This is a genomic window from Secundilactobacillus malefermentans DSM 5705 = KCTC 3548, from assembly GCF_001436395.1.
Taxonomy (GTDB): domain Bacteria; phylum Bacillota; class Bacilli; order Lactobacillales; family Lactobacillaceae; genus Secundilactobacillus; species Secundilactobacillus malefermentans.
On the sequence record NZ_AZGJ01000032.1, the window covers coordinates 1 to 20992 of the forward strand.

Genomic DNA, 20992 nt, shown 5'->3' on the forward strand with positions numbered 1-20992 from the left:
TCTTGACTTATTACCACAAGGCTTGTATTATATGAATGGAATTTTTTGGATTTGTTTCTTAATTGCAGCGCAATTATATCGCAAATGTAAGCGATTTACTTTATATTTGGTTTGAACATTTGACTTATCAATTTAGTATATGGCATTTACAAACTATTTCAAGTAGGCGTATAATAAACGACGCGTGTAAAAGCGCATTTTATTTCTGCACTTAGTTAAGGGCATGCACTAATTTGAGAGGGAAGTGTTTTTTTGAAAAAGGGAAGCGTACTGAAGGTAACAGCAATTATTGCGGCAGTTATTTTGCCGGTCATCGTGATTGTTTTATTTCTTCAGTCAGTATGGAATCCGTTTGGGAATACCGACAAGCTGCCAATCGCAGTTGTTAACAATGATCAAGCGGTTAATTATCAGGGGAAAAAGATGGCCGTTGGAAAGCAAATGGTCAATAAATTAAAGAACAATAATGGACTGGATTGGCACTTTGTTTCTGCCAAACAAGCCAAGCAGGGGATGGCAAAAAATAAATACTACACCGTTGTTACCATCCCAACGGATTTTTCTAAAAAAGCCACAACGGTAACAAATAAGAATCCACAGGCAATGAATCTTCATTACCAGACCAATGACTCAATGAACTACATTGCTAAAATTATGAGTGAAGTTGGTTTAGGCCAGGTGAACTCCCAAATTCGTTCAGCAGTCACCAAAACATACGCGTTAACGATGTTTGATCAGATTCATTCAGCAGGGAAGGGATTTTCAACTGCCGCAAAGGGTGTTACCCAGGCTAAAGATGGGACCGTTACTTTGGCAGACGGCCTAAAGGCGTACACAACTGGTGTTCATACACTAAGCGACGGAACCCAGACACTGAAAACGAGTGTGTCAGCCTTGCCAAGTGGCATTCAAAAACTGACGACGGGGTCAAAGACGCTTAATGAAGGTCTGAAGAAATTGAATAGCAAGACGCCGGCGTTGGCGAGTGGAGTTAAGAAGTTAGCTAATGGTTCTCAGACTTTAACAAAAGGAGTCGATGAATTAAATGGAAAAGCTAAAACGTTAAAGTCAGGCACCAACAAACTCTATGATGGAAGCCAACAAGTTACAAGCGGGCTAAAGACACTCAATGGTAAAACTGGAGATTTGGCTGCCGGTGTAGTGAAGTTGAAGAATGGGGCTAAGGCTGAATTGACTGGTGTTGTGACCTACACGAATGGGGTTTACCAGGTCAATTTAGGATTGAAGCAACTGTCAGGTAAGACGGGCGATTTGGTGGACGGTGTTAATCAGCTGACTGATGGATCAAACCAGCTTAACACTGGATTAGGAACGTATACTTCCAGCGTCTCAACCTTAACAAGTGGATTAGGTCAGTTAGATTCTCAGACATCAACTCTATCTGATCAAGTCGGTCAAATGGCCAGTGGATCAAGTCAAGTCCAAACATTGGTAAGTACGCTAAAATCGAGTACTGATGCTTCATATGCAAGAGTTCTAGCGCTGAAATCAACTTTAACATCACTTAAAGATGAATTAGGACAGTTATCCACAGCAAATGGTAGTGGTGAGACTGATGGTGTTGATACCGCTACCGTGACAAAAGAACTGAATCAGGTTAAATCGGATCTGACTTCTAACAACACTTCTTCAACAGAGAGTGAAACCAATCAAGGTATGACACAAAGTCAAATTGACTCGAAGATTAATTCAGTAGCAAGCAAAACGAATATGACTGATGATCAAAAAGAAGCAATGCAGGATGCCTTTGCTAACGAAGGTACTTCGGGTGCCACTAAAGGGACATCGGGTGGCTCGAAGAATCAGGATGAAAAAGAAGAAGCCTCTATTGATGATGCAATTTCATCAATAGAACAGGCTACTTCGAGTCCTGAGTCAGGTACAGGAAAAACATCCGCGAGTGGGAACGCAGCAAATGTTCAGCAAGAGATGGCAAACAATATTGAGCAAGCTTCGAATCTTCTAGATGCTGATCAGACTTCATTGAATTCAATTTCTCAAGGTGCACTTACTCCTTTATTGGAAGCTACCAGCGCTCTCAACAGCGGCTTATCTACCTTTAATGCAACTGCACCTTACCTAGTTTCTAGTATTAATCAGCTGTCAACTGGTGCGCAGAAAATTAGCGCCAGCAATTCTCAATTATTGAGTGGATCAAATCAATTATATGGGGGACTTAGCTCTCTTCAAAGCCAAATTCCAGCACTTACAAGTGGCATTCAACAGCTACTCGATGGAAACCAACAATTAACTGATAACTCAGCTTCACTAGTTGATGGTTCTACTCAGATTTCAGACGGATTAACTACTTTGAACTCACAAGTGCCAACATTAACTAGTGGCGTATCGAAGTTATACCAAGGATCGAGCCAGGTATCAACAGGTCTTGGAACGATGAATGACCAAATGCCAGCATTGACTTCTGGTGTTTCTCAACTGGCTGGTGGCGCCCAACAATTATCCTCCGGTCTCGTCGTTCTCAACGGTCAAGTTCCCACTCTTGTTAGTGGGGTAACCCAATTAACAAGTGGCTCTGGGCAGCTTTACGGCGGCCTATCACTACTAAATGGTAAGACGGGTGCGCTGATGAGCGGCGTTAATCAACTTAGCGATGGTGCAGGCAAATTAGATGCCAACTCATCTAAACTGACTAGTGGTACTTCTAAATTAGTGGCTGGGGATAAGAAGCTCGTTTCGGGGCTATCCGCTGGTGCTAAGAAAGTTAACGCCACACCGCTGACTTCAAAAACAGCTAAGATGTTTGCTGCACCAACTAGTTTGAAACATGATAATTATAGTTATGTTCCGAACTTTGGCTATGCGATTGCACCTTTCATTGTTGCATTAATTAGTCTGCTTGGAACGAGTGTTATTGTTGCGACATTTGCTTGGCTCAATAAGTTACGCGATCGCCGTTCCATCCTTGAACTGCTCGGATTAGTTGGGGCACAGGCAATCGTAATGACAGGCATCTTAAACCTCATATTGACGCAGATTGATCATCCACTAGAATTCATGATGTTTAGCACACTTGCTGCGTTATTAACGGCAATTGTCGAGACGATTTTCTACCAGTGGATTGGCAAATGGATCTTCATTCTAATTGGCGCAATTGCAGGTTTGGACATTTGCCTATCTAATGACATCTATCCAACGCAAACGATTGGTCGATTAAACGATACCATTGGGCAATATTTCCCAATGCATTTCTTGAATTTAGTTCTACGTCAAACGTTTACTTCAGGAATTGATATCAATTTACCATCACTTTTGATTATTTTATTCTGTGTCACGGTATTCGGGGGGATGATTTTAACCTTCATGATGAAGCCGCTGACACCAAATACAATAGAAGATTAGCAACAAAGGAATACTCCGAAAGAATTATTTTCGGGGTATTTTTATGATTTTTTCGGCCAATTATGGTTAAATGGTAAGCGGACGTTTTAGAGAGGAATTTAGAGTTAAATGACAAAAAAAGTTTTGCTGTTTATGTACGGCCTGTGTTTGAGTGCCATTGCAGGAATTCTAATCAGCTTGTTTTACACCCTTCAAAGCTACCTAATCGACTTATTTTGGCCGGGAGAACTTAGCCGCCCACTTGTTAATGCACTAATTTTGATTGTCATTGCGGTGGTAATCTTAGTAACCCGGCGTAAATTCGGTCAGTTACCCCGAAATTTTAGTAACGTCATGGTCGAAATTCGTAAAACTGGGACTGCGGATTATCGCTTTTTACCCTTACAATTGATCATTCCCGCCATCATTTTAGTGAGTGGAACTAGTTTAGGGCCGGAAGCGACTTTGGTGAGTTCTACGGTTCTATTCGGCATCTGGATTGGTGACAAATTGAGATATGTGGAAGCGAACTACGACCGATTGACGCTGGCAAATTGGAAAACGGTACTGACTGTCATAGCGACACCGCATCGATACCTGAATCGCAGGGAGGATACGCCGGAACACCGGGGCATCTTTTTAAACCGAAAATTGATTAAAGTAATCTATTTTATGAATGGAATTTTGTGGTTCTGTATCGTCTATAATTTAAGTGGCGAGCCGTCATTAATTCTTCGAATTGGGACGTCTCATTGGCAACTAGGGGACCTGATTTGGGCACTGCCAATTTTGCTTGTCAGCTATCTCATTGGCCACGTTTATTTGCAGGTAATGATTGAGATTCGAAAAATGATTCAATCCCGATTTTTCCATGAAATTGCGTTGGTGATATTTGGTGGACTGGCGATTTATATTACGAGTTTGCTTGCCCCGGAAATCCTATTTTCAGGTCAGCATAATTTTCACTTATTTACAACGAGTTGGGCTGGCCACTCCGTTGGGTATCTCATCCTGATTTCATTTGGCAAATTGCTGCTGCTGACAATCTGCCTGAATACAGGTTGGGTAGGCGGTGACATTTTCCCCGTCTTGTTTGCATCAACCGTTCAGGGTCTCGCCATTAGTCGATTGTTGCCGGGAATGGATCAGACTTATATCGTGGTTCTTATTGCAATCGGACTGGCGACGGCCATCCTTGAATCACCCCTTTTGGTGGGGAGCTTGATGGCGATCATGTTTGCACCGGTATCCTTGTTCCCAGTGGTTGTTGGGGCTACGGCCATCCTAATGTTTGTCAGATTTTTGGAAAAACGCTATGTCAAATATGCGCCAACCGTTTTTGATCAAATGAGTAATTGGCTGCAAATCATAAATGTATTCAAAAAATAAAAGCATTCTCCGCGGAGAATGCTTTTTTGATCAAATTTTTAACTAATAAGCTGTCCAGCCACCATCAACCGGCAAAATGGCACCGTTGATGTACTTTGCTTTGTCTGAAACTAAGAAGAGAGCCGCTTCGGCTATATCACCAGCATCGCCAGGGGCTGGCGAAGTTGGCATCCCGACTGATTGACGGCCCATGCCAAACTCATCAATGCCCTTCATGGATTCCACAATATTGGTTGCAATTCCACCTGGGGTGATGGCATTTGTTCGAATCCCTTCGTTCTGATACATGTAAGCAGTATTTTTTGTCAATCCAACGACGGCATGTTTTGAAGCTGTGTAGGTTGCACCAGCAGCACCGCCCATCACACCACCGGCTGATGCGATATTTAAAATCACACCATGCTTTTGAGGTAAGAAAATTTGAGCGGCTTTTCTGGAGGCCATCATGACGGAAGTGGTGTTAACGGCAATCACTTTGTTCCACATCTCATCAGTTACGTTGCCGATTGCGGCCATATTATCCATAATGCCAGCATTGTTAACGAGAATATCAACTTTTCCAAACGTCTCGGTTGCGGTATCAAACATTTTATTAATGTCCGCTTCAACTGAAACGTCCACTTTGACGGTTGCGACGGAACCGTTCTTATCTGTAATATCTTTGGAAACTTCAGCTAATCGCTCTTCATTTAAATCAGCAGCGACGATACTAGCGCCTTCGCTTGCGAATAGCTCAGCCATGGCCTTTCCCATTCCGGAGGCAGCCCCCGTAATAATTGCAACTTTACCTTTCAATTGATCTGACATAAAATCAGCTCCTTAAAGTTATTGTTAACGTTTTCACAAGTCAATAGTACGATATTTTAATGATTGAGTCAAAATATTAATAATAAAGTTTGTGAAAATCCTTTACCTTAATAATTGAAAGGACCATACTTAGGTCAGGGAGTTAATTCAAATTTTGATTGATGGGAGCGGTCAAAGTCTGTAACACTTATTGTTGGAGGTAATATTATGAGTGCAAGAATAGACTTAACTGGACAGAAATTTGGGCGACTAACTGTGATCGAACCACATGGTCATTCCAAAAACGGAAACCAGCGATGGCTTTGTCAGTGTAAATGCGGCAACATGAAGGTTGTCGATGGGTATCGATTACGGCACGGCACAACGTTGAGCTGTGGTTGCTTACGAAATGAAGTTTCGCGCTACCATCTATTAACGAATGAAAAAACGAGAGAACAAATTGGTTGCATTGAAAGTTTGAAGTCAACTTGGCACCCCAAAAGTACTGATTTAAGATCTGCTAATAAAAGTGGGGTCACCGGTGTTAACTTTGATACATTTCAGAATAAGTGGATTGCCCGTTTGTATTGGAAGGGCAGTTACCGGTTGAATCGGAGTTTTCGCAATAAAGGAGACGCAATTCAAGCACGGCTAGACTGTGAAAAGCAATATTTAGATTAATTATGAAAAAGCCCTAATTGGGGCTTTTTTATTACAATCATATTTCGAATTATGGGGAAGCCTTGTCGTGTTAAACAATTACTTTATAATTGAGTATAACGTTAAGAATTAATAAATAAATTGGTAGGAAATGATAGAGTGAGGATGGACATGAATAAGGGTGTTGTACTAGTAATGACGTTTTTGATGGCCTTTGGTTTTATGGGAGAAACCGGGGTCAATGCAAAGGTCAAAACGTATCATCAAAAATCAAGCGCGTTAACGGGATACGGTAATACGCGAAAGTTGAACAATAAAAAAGTTCACTTTGTAAAGGTTCCCAAAAAGTATAGTCATATTTCAAATAAAGCGACGAATAGAACGGTTTATTCGACGCGTGGTAATAAAGTAAATTTCATTTCTAATTACTTATTGCCCTATCCTGGTAAAAATAATCAGCGTTGGGGAAATCCGCAGTCTATTGCAATTTCAAAATCGGGCTTCATGTACATATTGTATTGCCCAACGAATACAAAGAATCGGGGACGAATTGTCCGATATAACCTAACAAAATTGAATGCATTGGGCGTTCAAAAACATCGATCTACTTTTCAAAAGACCTTTGTAAAGGTTAATGGGAAATACTCGGCAACCAAATTAGCCTATCAAAATGCAATCAAAGTGGGACCACTTTTCAATACAGGACACGGCCAATCGCTTGCTTATAATCGGAAAAATCACGGGTTATACATGTGGATTGATAATGAAAAAACGGCTCGTGTTCCGGTCAGCAAGTGGGGTTATATTGCCCACATTAGTGCAAAGTCATTAAAACCGGATCGTAAAATTCGATTCAAATTATCGCGTAATGGAACTTGGATACCTGGTGGCCATAATTTAACGTTTGATAATTCCGGAAATGCCTATTTTTGGACGAATCCTGGAAGTGGCGCCAACGTCTTTAAGGGGAAAATACACCATAGCAAGGTCAAGTTTCGCCGGACGAAGCAAATCTTAAAGCATCTGCCTGGAACCCGTTTGCAAGGAATGGGGTACAATCCGGTGCGTCACCGATTGATGCTGGTTTCGGACGATTCGCTCGCCAGTTTTCCAACGAGCAAATTGGTTGGTAAGGGCCATTTAACGAATGGTAGTTTTAATTGGTCAGCTTTTGCTCCCAAGCGTGAATTCGAAGGGGTGGCTTATGGAAATAGTTCTAGAGCCTATTTGTTAGTCAATCATAATCCGGAAGTGTTGGTTTCCGATAGAAGTTACTAAAGAAAAGGACCAGTCAAAGCATTTTGCTTTGGCTGGTCCTGTTTTTATTTCTATTTATAATTTTTTTCGATAAACCTAGCTGCGTCATGGCCAAGGTACTGATCAGTTTTCGCTGCAGGATGAAGAACGTGGTCTCGTAAGGTCGTTTTACGGTTTGCAGCGGTAATCAAATTAGGATCTAGTTTTTGAAAATCAATCACAGCGATGTGGTTCTTTTTATACAGCTTTCGTTCCGCTGCTTTCAGCTGATTAAAAGTATAGCCACCCGACATTTTGATGTGGTCTGCAGGCTCTCCACTTCCTTTTTGGAAACGAGAAAGTGGTAATATCCCATATATTTTGAGTTTGGGATTGCTGGATTTAATGGTTGTGATGTTTTTTTGCAATTCAGTCATGACTTCTTTTAATGAATACTCACTGTGGGCATAGTCATTCGTGCCATACTGAATTGTCATCATATTGTACTTCTTGAAATCCTGTCGATGCATGATTTGTGGCATATCCCGATTTTGACTGCCTAAAATTTTACCACTCGAAATGGCCATGTTGGTTGGAACTTGGCTTGCAGTCATTGAGATTCCGAGATATTTAGCCATCCAGGTTGGATAGTTTGAGTTGATGTAATTGACGGCACCACTCCAGCCGTGAGGAATTGAATCCCCCATGTAGGCTAATTTAATCTTTTTAAATCGAGACCCAGCGGCTTTATCTGCAATTTTAAAACCGGCACTTGTAATGGGTTTTAAATTACCATTCCAAGTCCAGTAGCTGTGTTTGCCGTTAGCGGAAGTGATTTGAGCGTAGTGAGCCTTTTTTTGCGTGTTGCCGCTCGTTTTAATAATGATAGCTGTTTTTTTTGAATACCAAGTCGTTTTTGAATATTTTGAAGTGGTTACTTTTGCTTTGCTAAGGCTTGAATTGGTATAAAGAACTTTCCCCTTTGGAACATAGTATGCGTAAGGTTCTGTCACCGTTGTCTTTTCAACGGTTGCATAATTAGTTTTAGGACTTGCAGTGACGCTGGTTGTTACCTCTAACGATAAAAAAAGTGATGCAGCTAAGACTGCCATTCTTAAATATGGTTGACGATTCAAAATAAATTCCCCCAAGTAATGATATCTGTTCAAGTTTAACGGGCTTTCAGACTGTATGCAAGGAAGAATTTGATTTTCATGATCTTGGCGTTGCCAGACTAGCCTGCAGAGTGTGATTTGATTGGTTTGAAAGCAAAAGAAAACCGCTAGATTTAATAATCTAGCGGCCTTTAATTTCTATAAAATTAATACCAGTGGTGACTTAACCAAAAGCTCTTAGCTTTAGTCCATGAACCGTAACGACCGGCGACATACTTGTTAGCAGTCTTTTCTTGATTTACTTTGGTGTAGTTATAATGGAGGTAACTGCGCAATAACTGGTATCTGCCGTAACAGTTACCGTTCTTAGCGGTATAACTACGACCGGACTCACGCATTGCAATCCACTTCTTGGCTGCTTTATTTTTAGCAGATAGGGTACTATTAATTTTCGTAATTTGTTGTGCGGTAGTTGCTGCTTCAGCAGTTCTAACTGGTTGTGCTTCAGTTGATACGCTGCTTAAACTGCCAAATGCAAATCCAAAAACAGCTAGCAAAACTATGAATCCATTTCGTAATTTTGACATATGTGTATACCCTCTCTATCGGTTGACTAATTGATAACAGCATAACTTAGAAATGTGTCAATCGTGTTAAAGAGTTGTTACTAGCGTGTTAAATAAGGTTACTGTAAACGAATGAAAAAAATAAATAGGAGAAACGAATGGTGTCCTCATAGTGTTTAAAGATATTTTAAAACTGTCATATATCTTATCAATTACTTAAGAAAAAAGCTCAATTATTTTTATTTTCATGGGATGTTTGCCAAATAAATTGCCAATAGCGGACAAAAACAAACGCAATGACGATTGAAATCAAGGCTGTTTCTATTGTTGATAGGTCGGATAAAAAGAGGCTGTTAGGGCCAAACGGATGGAGCGTCTGCGCAGCAAGTGACAAGGAAGCACCACAGAGTACCAGAGGAAAGGTGAAGGCGGAAAAGCTTGGATAGAATGGACCACGAATAGATTTTTGGATTAAGAATAAGGCTAAAATTAGGTTGGCCTGCGAGAATAGGAGCAGGAAATTAGCTAGAATCAAATTTGGGTGTGGAAAAATCAGCAAGTAATCCTCCAGCGTTAGCGCGGCTGGGGCAGCGATAATCGTGATGAGCGGTAAAGTTGCCTGAGGAAGGTGCTTTACAACAAAAATTCGATAAATCATAGTGGGGAAAAGAATGACGTAACCTAAAAAAGTGAGCCAAAACATAATTTGCCCCAAAAGTGGATTAAAGTTCGCCGAAGTAACCGTGATGACCCCGATTCCGACAAAGGGAATGAGCCAACTTGGATAAACGTTGAATTTTGAAAACTTGGGGATGATGACGAATTTGATTGCAAAGTAGCCAACCAGACTAAGTTCAATCAGGACGGCGAGATACCAAAGGATTGTGACGAATGGGTGGGCACCGCTGATATTGTCCAGATAAGTGCAGGAGACTAAAAGGGCCATTGGGAACGTAGGGGCAACTGCAGCGGTTAGCATGTCCGTTAAGGAATGAAGAACCGATTTTAGTTGTGCCACAATTTTAATGGCCATTATTAATAGTAGAAACATGCCCACACTACCGATGATGTTTCCGACCAAGATATGCGAATTTAATTTGTACAGGTTGCCAAGCGAGACAATTCCAAGAAATAACCCACAGATTGGAATGGGCAACGAAGTCATTATTCTTTTCATTATTTTTCCTTCGGTATAAGCTGTTATAGATTACATTATTACTGTACTAGAGATAGGCTAATAATGTAAATACCTAATAAGAGAGGTAAGAAAATGACTAATTTAAAAATGAGTTCTGATGTTGAAAAAAGGCTCAAGAATCACGGCGCAGATAAAAAGAATATCGTTCTTGATTTTGATGATGGGGTGGGTCCGTACTCTGTGATTGGCGGTTGCGCCCTAGATGGTGGTTTCAAACTATTACTGGTGGGTTCTGAAGTAGGTGATGACTATCAGGTTCAACTGGATTCTCCTCTTGGTAAAATTTGGGTTAAAGATTATTCATACGAGTATTTTGAAAATGAAAATCCGCAATTAAAATTAAGTGGCGCGGGGATGATTCAGCTCACCAATAACAGTGGCGTTGTAGAATCAAATTTGGAAGTTGTTGATGATCCTGAGGTTTCTGAAGGAATCCGTTAATTAAAAATAAGTGAGAGAGGGTGAGACAAAAGGCGGTTTGCTTTTGAGCATAGCCTAGATTAACGAATAATCCTGCACTTGGGATTGTTTGTTGATCGTACTTCGTTTCACTGCGATGTCGATCGGACTAGGTCGAAAATCAACAGTCCGAATCGCAGCTAGGCGGAGAGAGCAGCCTTTTGGAACCCGACTAAGCAAGAATATTCGGAAACAGTAAAGGGGCCGGGACAAAACATTTGTTTTGTCCCTGCTCCTCTATTTTTTTATGTTCAGCGCCACAAAAGGGTCTTTAGACTTGCCGTTGACTTTAAAAATTAGCATGCTATACTGATGTCACATTAACTTTTGATTAAAGAATTAAATTTTAATGTGTAATATATTTTTGGAGGGATTTTTATGAGATCTAAATACCTGGTTCTTGGGACGACAGTCCTGGCGGGGATGATGTTGGCGGCGTGTGGCAATGGAAGTGCGGCGACAAATAAAGACAAAGCGTTATCGGTTACCTTAGCGAGTGAGCCATTAACGGCGGACCCAAATAAGGCAACCGACACGAACAGCGCAAGTATGATTTACCAAACGATGGAAGGTTTGTACACGTTTGATAAGAATAATAAGCTTGTTGCTGGGGTCGCAACCAAAGTGGTTAAACCAACCAACAATGGAAAAACATATACGTTCACACTTAGAAAAAATGCCAAATGGGCGAATGGACAGCAGGTTACAGCACAAGATTTCGTAACTTCGTTTAGACGAACAGTCGATCCGAAAACGAAAGCACAATATGCCAGTAACTATTCAGCGTTTAAGAATTATGATGCTATTCAAAAAGGCAAAAAGAGCCCCAATACATTAGGTGTCAAAGCTTTGAGTAAGACCAAACTCCAAGTTCAGTTAACAGAACGAGTTCCATACTTCAATTACTTAGCAGCAAGCAAATACTTACCTTTGAATTCAGATGCAGTACATAAATATGGTCAGAAGTATGGTACAACCGCAGCAAAAACAATGGCAAACGGTCCCTATAAACTAGTTGGCTGGACCGGGAGCAATTCAGCATGGAAGTACGTCAAAAATGCGAAGTACCGAAATGCAAAAGACGTCAAAATTAAGAAAGTTAATGTTCAGGTAACCAAGGATCAAAATACGGCCGTTAGTTTATTTAAGAGTGACAAGGTTCAAGAAACCACTGTAGCGGGCCAATACGTCCGTCAAAATTCAAATAATAAACAGCTTACGACTCATTTGATTGGGCGATTACAGTACCTGTACTTTAATAATAAGAAGACTGCCTCAAATTCAGAAAATCTTCGACAAGCAATGTCTTACGTCATCAATCGAAAGACGTTGACCGAAAATGTTCTGCAAGACGGTTCGAAGCCTGCAAAGAGTATGGTCCCTTCAGGCGATCAAACGAACCCGTCAACTGGGGAAGACATGGCCAAAGAAACTGGCAACTTATTACCAACCGACGTTAAAAAGGCCCAAAAATATTGGAAGGCTTATTTGAAGGAGCAAGGTAAATCTAGTGTCACGCTCAGTCTATTGACGGATGACACTGATGAAGATAAACACGTCGGCACCTACCTCCAATCGACTGCTGAAAAATACTTTAAGGGCTTGAAAGTCACAGTCACTTCAATTCCACATGCGCAACACGTTAGTCGCGATTTTGCTGGGACGTTTGAAATGAACCTAACTGGCTGGAGTACAAACTGGTTGGATGCCTATGACTTCTTGGATCTTGCGGGTGAGGACAACACCGTTAACTTCACACAATGGAAGAACGCGACCTTTAATGATTATTTGAACCAGTCGGTGACTCAAACTGGTCAAGCTCGCTACGACACGCTGGTGAAGGCTAACAAACAATTGATGAACGTCAAAGGGTTGGTCCCATTGTATCAACCATCAGAGGCTAAACTGGTCAGCAAGAAGGTTGGTGGACTCAAGTATTCACTACTGAATGAAGCCCAGTATCAGTATGCATACTGGAAGTAAGCAACGGTTATTTATTTTTACCCGTTCGCTACCATAATTTGTTACAATGGAATAGAAATATAAAAGTGGGTGATGGGTCAAACAACCGGATTCAAAACTGCCTTATTTAGGTAAGGCTGGCTGGGTTTAACTGAGTACGATAAAAATCAAAAGCAGGGTAGGCTCTTATGAGAGCTACTCTGCTTTGTTTTTTATAGTATAATTAAGCTATTGACTATAGATATGGGGAGTATATTAATGAAGAAGATCGATTGGAAAATAGTGGTTCTAACAAGTATTGTGAGTTTGCTACCGATTATTTTAGGCTTGGCGCTTTACAGTCAACTACCCGCAACTATCGCAATTCACTTTAATTTAAATAATCAGCCTAATAATTACACCACGAAGCCAATCTTTGTGTTTGGATTTCCAATTGGGATGACGCTTTTTCAAATAATCGTCTGCGTTATCAGTGATTTAGGCAATAAACGGCCAATCTCGAAGGGGCTAATGGCCACGTTTAAAAGTGTGATTCCATTTTTAAGTGTGTTGCTCTACATTGTAACGGTGCTGTTTGCGTTAGGGGTGCCAGTTGATATTCGGCGCATTGTGATGTTACTTTTAGGATTGTTTGCATTACTCCTTGGTATTTTTATCCCCAATAATATGACGGATATCAATGTTAGGAAGGACGCGAAGGTTAGGGCTTTAATGAGAGCGTACCGGTTAATGGGTGTTGCCATGATGATCGGTGGCCTGCTGATGGTCTTGTCGATATTGATGATCCCAATTTATTCAGGGATTTCGATTGGAATCTTTATTATTTTGGTGCTATTGTCGCAGTTTCAAATTTGGCAGCTACAAAAGCGAAAATAAAAATAAAAATTTTGTTGCGCTTGACACACCTGATTTGGCTAAGTATAATCAATTCAACGTTAATTATTAAAAAACAATTTGAAAAGATGAGTAGAAGTTAGTTAATTCCAAAGAGAGCTCCTGATGGTGAAACGGAGTGATGCGACAATTTCGAAGATGGTCTTTTGATGAGAAAATCGTGAGTGAGTGGCTAAAGGCCATAAGTTCACCTGGTGGTGCCCATTAACGCACACGAGTCTTAGACTCACGGAGATAGTAATTGCGAAGTTACTATAAAGTTAGGTGGTATCACGAAAAGAAAGCTTTTCGTCCTATTGAACAAATGATTTTATTTGTTTAGTGGACGAAAGGCTTTTTTATTTTAGAAAAGGGGGAAATCAGCAGTGATTGAATTTAAAGATGTTTCCAAAACGTTCATTGCCAAAGAAGGCGAAGTTGATGCCGTAAAAGACGTTAATTTAACCATTCCGGATGGCAAAATTTACGGAATTGTTGGTTACTCCGGTGCCGGTAAAAGTACCTTAATCCGGATGTTAAACGGGTTGGAGTTTCCAACGACGGGTTCCGTTACGATTAATGGAACAGAGATTAGCGGATTAAAAGGAAGTAAACTCAGAAATCAACGACTTAAAATTGGAATGATTTTCCAACATTTCAACTTATTATGGTCACGAACGGTTTTTGATAATATTGCATTTCCACTCGAAATTGCGAAAGTGCCAAAGGATGAACGAAAGAAAAAGGTTCAACGTTTAATTGAACTGGTTGGCTTAACTGGCCGAGAGAATGCCTATCCGTCCGAACTATCCGGTGGACAAAAGCAGCGTGTTGGGGTCGCAAGAGCCTTAGCAAATGATCCAGAAATCTTACTTTCTGATGAAGCGACTAGTGCATTGGATCCACAAACGACTGACGAAGTATTGGATTTATTGTTAAGCATCAACAAGCAATTAAACCTGAGCGTGGTTGTGATCACCCACGAAATGCACGTCATTCGAAAGATTTGTGATCAAGTTGCCGTGTTGGATGCAGGAAAAATCGTTGAACAGGGTCCTGTATTAGACGTTTTCAAGCACCCAAAGCAGCCAATTACCAAGCGATTTGTCAACCAAGAAACTGGGAGTACCAGTTTGGACGACACGAACGTGGTAGTCAGCGAGTTGTTAGAAAAGTATCCGAATGGGGTCATTGTCAAATTAGGCTTCCACGGAGATCAAGCTCAATTACCAATTGTTTCCAGCATGCTTCGTAAATTTCCAGATATTGATTTAAGTATTATTGAAGGAAACATTCATCAAACGCAGGAAGGCGCGCTAGGCTCACTATTTGTTCAGCTTATTAGTGATAATAAAGAGAGCGTGCATGGGGCTTTAGCCTACTTTACGACGATGCGAGTCGAAACGGAGGTAATCAACCGTGAACAATAACGGATTATCATCATACTTCCAATTCAAAAATGTTGACTGGTCAAACATGTGGGGAGCCACTTGGGAAACCGTTTGGATGACCCTAGTTTCAATTATTGTGGTTGCCATTCTAGGTGCCTTACTTGGATTACTCCTATTTGAAACCAGCAACAGCGAGTCAATTTGGGCCAAAGTTTTAAACTGGATTGTTTCGGCATTTGTTAATATTTTCCGTTCAATTCCATTTATCATTTTAATTGTTCTTCTGCTTCCAGCAACGCAGGCAATGATGGGAACCATCATTGGGCCCAAGGCGGCCTTGCCTTCATTGATTATCTCAGCCGCACCATTTTATGCACGGTTGGTTGAAATTGCGTTTCATGAAATTGACCATGGGGTGATTGAAGCTGCTGACTCAATGGGTGCTACTCAGTCGCAAATTATTTCTAAAGTTCTACTACCAGAAAGTATGCCGGCTTTAGTTTCTGGCTTAACAGTTACGGCAATCTCATTAATTGGGTACACTGCAATGGCTGGTGCTATTGGGGCTGGTGGTCTTGGTAATTTAGCTTACTTAGATGGTTTCCAGGCAAGTAACAATACCATCACCATGGTTGCCACCGTTATTATTGTGTTAATTGTCTTCATTTGTCAGTTTGCGGGGGATCTTCTCGTTAAGCGAATTGATAAGCGTTAAAAACAACTAAAATATTTCAAGGGGGATTCACATTATGAAAAAGAAATGGATTGCTGGTTTAACAAGTATTGTTGCTGTATCACTATTATTGGTGGGTTGTGGAAAGTCTTCATCAACCAAGGAAACGACAATTACGGTTGGGGCCTCAAACATTCCTCATTCTGAAATCTTGAAGCATGTTCAGCCTGAGCTTAAAAAGGAAGGCGTCAATCTTAAAATTAAAGTATTCCAAGATTACGTCTTGCCTAACAAGGATCTTGCAAACAAGGATTTAGATGCTAACTACTTCCAACACATTCCATTCTTAAAGAACTGGAACAAGCAAAACAACGGCACATTGGTTAGTGCCGGTAACGTTCATTTGGAACCAATCGGAGCTTACTCAAAGAAGTACAAGAGCTTAAAGGCAATTCCAAGTGGTTCAACTATTTTGGTAAGTAACAATGTTGCTGATTATGGAAGAGTACTAACCATTTTACGTGACGCTGGTTTAGTTACACTGAAATCTGGAACTGACATTACAACCGCAACGTTCAAGGACATTAAGGATAATAAGAAGAACCTGAAGTTCAAGACCGATTTGGAGCCAAAATTGATGCCTCAATTCTACAACAACAAGGAAGGCGCCGCAGTCTTCATCAATGCTAACTATGCTGTTCAAGCTGGATTAGACCCAACAAAGGATTCAATAGCACTTGAAAAGAACTCATCTCCATACGTTAACATCGTTGCAGTTCGAAAGGGCGACACGAAGAAGCCTGCTATCAAGAAGTTGATGAAGGCTCTTCAATCAAAGGGTACGCAACAATGGATCACGAAGAAGTATAAGGGTGCCGTTGTACCAGCTTACCCAAATGGAAAATAATCAATAGATTTATGACCCAGACCAATTGACGTTGGTCTGGGTTTTTCTATACTATTTTAAGCATTTCTACATTGACGGGTATTTTTTATCCTGTTAGAATATATTAATCAAATTCTAATTTATTATTGTCGAGTTAGCAGGCAATCTACATAGATTTATAAAATTACTGGAGGTTATTTTTTAATGAGCAGTTTGAAAGAGAAAATATTTTTGAAGGAGGATCCCAACGTCTATGAAGATAAGGACGCGCATTTGGTTCGCTCCCTTAGAGTACGGGACTTTCTAGCACTTGGGGTTGGAACCATTGTTTCGACTTCTATCTTTACCTTGCCAGGAGTAGTTGCTGCGGAGCACGCCGGTCCAGCCGTCGCGTTGTCATTCTTATTGGCAGCAATCGTTGCTGGGTTAGTTGCATTTGCTTACGCTGAAATGTCAGCTGCGATGCCGTTTGCTGGGTCAGCCTATTCTTGGATTAACGTTGTCTTTGGTGAATTCTTTGGTTGGATTGCTGGCTGGGCGCTATTGGCGGAATACTTTATTGCCGTGGCGTTCGTGGCTTCGGGATTGTCAGCGAATCTCCGTGGATTATTACAGCCATTAGGACTTTCGATGCCAAGATCACTTGCAAACGCATTTGGTACTGACGGTGGGGTTGTTGATTTACTTGCCGTCGTCGTTATGATGCTGGTAGCCGTCTTATTGGCATACGGTGTGTCACAAGCCGCTCGAGTTGAAAATATTTTAGTCGTCTTAAAAGTATTAGCAATAATTGTGTTCATTATTGTCGGCGCAACCGCTATTAAAGGGAGCAATTATGTTCCATTTATTCCTGCTTACCATGAAAATGCTGATGGAACGGCATTTGGTGGTTGGCAAGGAATTTATGCCGGGGTTTCAATGATTTTCTTGGCCTACATTGGCTTTGATTCAATCGCCGCAAATGCCGCTGAAGCAAAGGATCCGCAAAAGACGATGCCACGAGGAATCTTGGGCTCTCTTGCCATTGCGGTTGTCCTCTTCGTTGCCGTTGCACTTGTCTTAGTTGGAATGTTCAAATACTCAGCTTATGCAAATAATGCTGAACCAGTTGGCTGGGCATTACGTCAAAGTGGACACGGAACTGTTGCGGCAATTGTACAGGGTGTCGCAGTTCTAGGGATGTTTACGGCTTTAATTGGGATGATGCTGGCCGGCTCAAGACTGATTTATTCGTTTGGCCGAGATGGCATGTTACCAAAGTGGTTGGGTAAACTTGATGATAAGAAGCGTCCAAACCATGCCCTTGTTCTTTTGACGGTCATTGGAATTATCATTGGTGCCTTTTTCCCATTCGCATTTCTCGCACAATTAATTTCTGCCGGAACGTTGATTGCATTCATGTTCGTCTCTTTGGGCATGTATGCACTGCGGCCTCGAGAAGGAAAAGATATTGCGGAACCCGAATTTAAAATGCCGTGGTACCCAGTACTACCCGCATTAGGATTTTTAGGCTCTCTCGCAATTTTCTTAGGATTAGATATTCAAGCTAAGATGTACGCAGGAATTTGGTTCTTGATTGGATTAGTTATTTACTTCAGCTATGGCATACGCCATTCCTACCTCCAAAAGGGGAATAAAGGAAAGAAGGATTAACAAATGAGCGAAAATAAACGGTTATTAGATGATGAGTCAGAGGCATTCTCAAAAGCCGCTCGGGTGAAGTATTTTAATATTGTGGTTGATAGTGGCAAAGGCGCTACTATCACGGATGCAGATGGGCGAATGTATATTGATTTGTTAGCTAGTGCATCATCCACTAATACCGGGCATTCTCATCCTCATATTGTCAAAGCAATTCAGGATCAAGCTGCCAAATTGATTCAGTACACGCCAGCCTACTTTGCTAATAATCCGGAAGTTAAATTGGCTCCCAGACTAGCAAAGTTAGCACCAATCAGTGGCCCTGTTGAACTTGCTTGGGGAAATTCTGGATCGGATGCTAACGATGCCGTGATTAAATTTTCTCGGGCCTATACTGGCCGTCCTTATATTGTCAGTTTTACAGGTGCTTATCATGGCTCAACCTATGGCTCAATTTCCATTTCATCCGTCAGTTTGAACATGTCACGTAAAATTGGCCCATTATTGCCTGATGTTGTGAAAGTTCCGTATCCGGATCCTTGGCAACGTTTGAAAGGCGAATCAGATGATGATTTTGTCGATCGAATGTTTAAAGCATTTAAACAGCCATTTGAAACCTACCTGCCTGCAGAAGAAGTTGCCGCAATTGTGATTGAACCAATTCAAGGCGACGGTGGAATCGTGAAGGCCCCAACTGCGTACATTAATAAAGTGGTGGAATTCGCTCATGAAAACGGCATTCTATTTGCTGTTGATGAAGTGAACCAAGGCATGGGTCGCTCCGGCAAATGGTGGTCAATTGAACACTTTGATGTCGAACCTGATTTGATGGTGGTTGGGAAATCACTTGCTTCAGGGATGCCGCTTAGTGCGGTCATTGGTCGTAAGGATATTATGGAGTCACTCAATGCGCCTGCTAACGTTTATACAACTGCCGGAAACCCGGTGACGACGGCTGCCGCAATGGCGACGCTAGATGTTATGGAAGATGAACACTTGGTCGAGCGGTCTGCTCGGCTTGGTGAAAAAGCCACTGAATTCTTCAATCAAGAAAAATCAAAATTCAAATTTATTGGTGGCTTTAGAATGTATGGCCTTGATGGTGGGATTGATATTGTTGATCGTAAAACGGGTGAGCCAGATCCAGAGGCTACGACAAAGTTAATTTATCGAGTCTTTGAATTAGGGGCCATCATCATCAGTCTTCGTGGCAATATTTTAAGATTCCAGCCCCCATTGGTTATTACTGATGAGCAGTTGGATCAAGCGTTCGGAATGTTGGACCAGGCATTTTCTGAGCTTGAAGCAGGCAAATTAACATTGCCTGATAATGCGGATGAGATTGGTTGGTAAAAAATTAGCGCATGAGTTAACCTAGTTTTATCTAAGGATTAATCAAACTATTAAAGTCAGGACGAAAAATGAGTCCTGACTTTTTTAAATTTCAAGTTAATAAGGAGTGACTATTTTGAAAATTGCAGGATTTGGTGTTGAAGAATGGTTAAACGTTTGGGAAAAAAGCGCCACGTATGATATTGCACAAAGTACAGTTTCCTCAATGACAATGCATGAAATTTTGAACTTGGATGGTAAAGGCGGACAAAGTTTCTACCAAATGTTGGACGAACAAAAAATGAATTACGGCTGGATTGAAGGCTCACCTGAATTTAAAAAAGAGGTTGCTAAGCTGTACGACGATATTGATCCAGAAAATATTCTACAAACAAACGGTGCCACCGGTGCAAATCACTTAGCGCTTTATTCGCTCATTGAGCCAGGAGACCACGTTATTTCTGAATATCCTTCGTATCAGCAACTTTACGACATTCCAAAATCGTTGGGTGCTGAAGTTGATTTCTGGCATATCAAAGAAGATGCAGATTGGTACCCAGATATTGAGGAGCTTAAACAACTTATTCGTCCCAATACAAAAATGATTTGTTTGAACAATGCCAATAACCCAACTGGGACGCTTTTGAGTCGGGACTTTTTGGAACAAGTCGTCGAGATTGCCAAGTCGGTTAATGCATACGTTCTCGTGGATGAAGTTTACTTACCATTAGATCATCCCGAAAATTTTGCGTCTATCGTTGATCTTTATGACAAAGGAATCGCAACTAATTCACTATCTAAGACTTATTCAACGCCAGGTATTCGAGTCGGCTGGACAGCATCAAATAGTGACCTTGCAGATCTCTTTAGAAAATATCGAGATTACACCATGATTTGTGCGGGCGTCTTTAATGATTTATTAGCCGTTTGTGTCTTACAGCATAAGGAACAAGTTTTGGCGCGAAACCGGAAAATTGTACTGAACAACCTAGAAATTCTAAAGGAATGGGTTGCACAAGAGCCAAAGGTAAGTGTTGTTTTGCCACAAGCGGTCTCAACATCGTTTATCAAACTAGATATTTCAGGTGACACAGAAGACTTTTGCGTTCGCTTGTTAAAAGAAAAAGGGGTGCTGCTAGTTCCAGGAAATCGATTTGATATGCCAAAACATGCACGTCTTGGCTACTGTACCGATGAAGCTACTTTAAAAGAAGGCCTGAAACGATTATCAGTGTTTTTGCATCAAGAAAATTAAATATTTACCCCCAAAAAAGCCTATTTTGAATAGGCTTTTTTTAAAAAATTAAAATATAAATAGAAAAGAACGGGAGCAAGTGTTAGACAATTCCCCTATCCCATGTATACTAGTGTTGGTAACGTTTACAAGCAAGCTCATTAGGGAAGGAGCTGACTATTTTGAAAACAGGGACAAAAAGTTTAATCCGCGCGTTTTATAATCAAGTTA

Annotated in this window: 17 protein-coding genes and 1 other annotated feature; of the genes, 13 read left to right on the forward strand and 4 right to left on the reverse strand. The window is 41.0% G+C overall.

Going from position 1 to position 20992, the window contains the following annotated elements; all coding sequences use genetic code 11:
* The first annotated feature begins 252 nt into the window (after positions 1-252).
* Both FD44_RS06775 and FD44_RS06780 read left to right on the forward strand, forming a co-directional pair.
* Positions 253-3381 (forward strand): YhgE/Pip family protein, encoded by a 3129-nt coding sequence (locus FD44_RS06775; RefSeq protein WP_010620165.1) that lies wholly within the window; start codon positions 253-255, stop codon positions 3379-3381.
* Positions 3382-3489: 108 nt separating this feature from the next.
* A complete protein-coding gene (locus tag FD44_RS06780) occupies positions 3490-4749 on the forward strand; it encodes a chloride channel protein (protein ID WP_010620164.1) in 1260 nt (419 codons plus the stop codon).
* Positions 4750-4791: 42 nt separating this feature from the next.
* Here FD44_RS06780 and FD44_RS06785 read toward each other — a convergent pair whose 3' ends face one another.
* Complete coding sequence (locus tag FD44_RS06785; RefSeq protein ID WP_010620163.1) at positions 4792-5556, reverse strand: SDR family oxidoreductase; 765 nt, start codon at positions 5554-5556, stop codon at positions 4792-4794.
* 207 nt (positions 5557-5763) lie between these two features.
* Between FD44_RS06785 and FD44_RS06790 the strand changes: the two genes are divergently transcribed.
* Both FD44_RS06790 and FD44_RS06795 read left to right on the forward strand, forming a co-directional pair.
* Positions 5764-6216 (forward strand): hypothetical protein, encoded by a 453-nt coding sequence (locus tag FD44_RS06790; RefSeq protein WP_010620162.1) that lies wholly within the window; start codon positions 5764-5766, stop codon positions 6214-6216.
* A 150-nt stretch (positions 6217-6366) separates the two neighbouring features.
* Positions 6367-7473 carry a hypothetical protein gene (locus FD44_RS06795; RefSeq protein WP_010620161.1) on the forward strand — a complete coding sequence of 369 codons (1107 nt, stop codon included), beginning with the start codon at positions 6367-6369 and terminating at the stop codon, positions 7471-7473.
* A gap of 50 nt (positions 7474-7523) precedes the next feature.
* On the opposite strand, the gene FD44_RS06800 is transcribed toward FD44_RS06795, so the two are convergent.
* The 3 genes from FD44_RS06800 to FD44_RS06810 all read right to left on the reverse strand — a co-directional run bounded on the left by FD44_RS06800 (position 7524) and on the right by FD44_RS06810 (position 10289).
* Positions 7524-8567: an SGNH/GDSL hydrolase family protein gene (locus tag FD44_RS06800; protein WP_010620160.1), complete on the reverse strand. Its 1044-nt coding sequence runs from the start codon at positions 8565-8567 to the stop codon at positions 7524-7526.
* 185 nt (positions 8568-8752) lie between these two features.
* Positions 8753-9133 carry an aggregation-promoting factor C-terminal-like domain-containing protein gene (locus tag FD44_RS06805; protein ID WP_010620159.1) on the reverse strand — a complete coding sequence of 127 codons (381 nt, stop codon included), beginning with the start codon at positions 9131-9133 and terminating at the stop codon, positions 8753-8755.
* Between the two features lie 208 nt (positions 9134-9341).
* On the reverse strand, positions 9342-10289 hold the full coding sequence (locus FD44_RS06810; protein WP_010620158.1) for a TDT family transporter: 948 nt from the start codon (positions 10287-10289) through the stop codon (positions 9342-9344).
* 93 nt (positions 10290-10382) lie between these two features.
* Here FD44_RS06810 and FD44_RS06815 point away from each other — a divergent pair, with 93 nt between their 5' ends.
* The 9 genes from FD44_RS06815 to FD44_RS06855 all read left to right on the forward strand — a co-directional run bounded on the left by FD44_RS06815 (position 10383) and on the right by FD44_RS06855 (position 20782).
* Positions 10383-10751: an iron-sulfur cluster biosynthesis family protein gene (locus tag FD44_RS06815; protein WP_010620157.1), complete on the forward strand. Its 369-nt coding sequence runs from the start codon at positions 10383-10385 to the stop codon at positions 10749-10751.
* Between the two features lie 396 nt (positions 10752-11147).
* Entirely contained in the window at positions 11148-12752 is a 1605-nt protein-coding gene (locus tag FD44_RS06820; protein WP_010620156.1) for a peptide ABC transporter substrate-binding protein, read from the forward strand.
* A 237-nt stretch (positions 12753-12989) separates the two neighbouring features.
* On the forward strand, positions 12990-13607 hold the full coding sequence (locus tag FD44_RS06825) for a DUF1648 domain-containing protein (protein WP_010620155.1): 618 nt from the start codon (positions 12990-12992) through the stop codon (positions 13605-13607).
* A 68-nt stretch (positions 13608-13675) separates the two neighbouring features.
* Positions 13676-13924, forward strand: a binding site (T-box leader).
* Positions 13925-13990: 66 nt separating this feature from the next.
* Complete coding sequence (locus FD44_RS06830) at positions 13991-15034, forward strand: methionine ABC transporter ATP-binding protein (RefSeq protein WP_010620154.1); 1044 nt, start codon at positions 13991-13993, stop codon at positions 15032-15034.
* Positions 15024-15710: a methionine ABC transporter permease gene (locus FD44_RS06835; RefSeq protein ID WP_010620153.1), complete on the forward strand. Its 687-nt coding sequence runs from the start codon at positions 15024-15026 to the stop codon at positions 15708-15710. Before FD44_RS06830 ends, FD44_RS06835 begins: the two co-directional genes overlap by 11 nt.
* Positions 15711-15744: 34 nt before the next feature.
* A complete protein-coding gene (locus FD44_RS06840) occupies positions 15745-16575 on the forward strand; it encodes a MetQ/NlpA family ABC transporter substrate-binding protein (protein ID WP_010620152.1) in 831 nt (276 codons plus the stop codon).
* A 183-nt stretch (positions 16576-16758) separates the two neighbouring features.
* Complete coding sequence (locus FD44_RS06845) at positions 16759-18207, forward strand: APC family permease (protein ID WP_010620151.1); 1449 nt, start codon at positions 16759-16761, stop codon at positions 18205-18207.
* 3 nt (positions 18208-18210) lie between these two features.
* Entirely contained in the window at positions 18211-19548 is a 1338-nt protein-coding gene (locus FD44_RS06850) for an aspartate aminotransferase family protein (RefSeq protein WP_010620150.1), read from the forward strand.
* Between the two features lie 115 nt (positions 19549-19663).
* On the forward strand, positions 19664-20782 hold the full coding sequence (locus FD44_RS06855) for an aminotransferase (protein ID WP_010620149.1): 1119 nt from the start codon (positions 19664-19666) through the stop codon (positions 20780-20782).
* Positions 20783-20992 lie beyond the last annotated feature (210 nt).

Excerpts from the sequence above, each read along its gene's own strand:
- FD44_RS06785 (WP_010620163.1), bottom strand. The coding sequence starts at position 5,556 with ATGTCAGATCAATTGAAAGGTAAAGTTGCAATTATTACGGGGGCTGCC.
- FD44_RS06840 (WP_010620152.1), top strand. The coding sequence starts at position 15,745 with ATGAAAAAGAAATGGATTGCTGGTTTAACAAGTATTGTTGCTGTATCA.
- FD44_RS06810 (WP_010620158.1), bottom strand. The coding sequence starts at position 10,289 with ATGAAAAGAATAATGACTTCGTTGCCCATTCCAATCTGTGGGTTATTT.
- FD44_RS06845 (WP_010620151.1), top strand. The coding sequence starts at position 16,759 with ATGAGCAGTTTGAAAGAGAAAATATTTTTGAAGGAGGATCCCAACGTC.
- FD44_RS06805 (WP_010620159.1), bottom strand. The coding sequence starts at position 9,133 with ATGTCAAAATTACGAAATGGATTCATAGTTTTGCTAGCTGTTTTTGGA.
- FD44_RS06780 (WP_010620164.1), top strand. The coding sequence starts at position 3,490 with ATGACAAAAAAAGTTTTGCTGTTTATGTACGGCCTGTGTTTGAGTGCC.
- FD44_RS06825 (WP_010620155.1), top strand. The coding sequence starts at position 12,990 with ATGAAGAAGATCGATTGGAAAATAGTGGTTCTAACAAGTATTGTGAGT.
- FD44_RS06790 (WP_010620162.1), top strand. The coding sequence starts at position 5,764 with ATGAGTGCAAGAATAGACTTAACTGGACAGAAATTTGGGCGACTAACT.
- FD44_RS06795 (WP_010620161.1), top strand. The coding sequence starts at position 6,367 with ATGAATAAGGGTGTTGTACTAGTAATGACGTTTTTGATGGCCTTTGGT.
- FD44_RS06850 (WP_010620150.1), top strand. The coding sequence starts at position 18,211 with ATGAGCGAAAATAAACGGTTATTAGATGATGAGTCAGAGGCATTCTCA.
- FD44_RS06815 (WP_010620157.1), top strand. The coding sequence starts at position 10,383 with ATGACTAATTTAAAAATGAGTTCTGATGTTGAAAAAAGGCTCAAGAAT.
- FD44_RS06820 (WP_010620156.1), top strand. The coding sequence starts at position 11,148 with ATGAGATCTAAATACCTGGTTCTTGGGACGACAGTCCTGGCGGGGATG.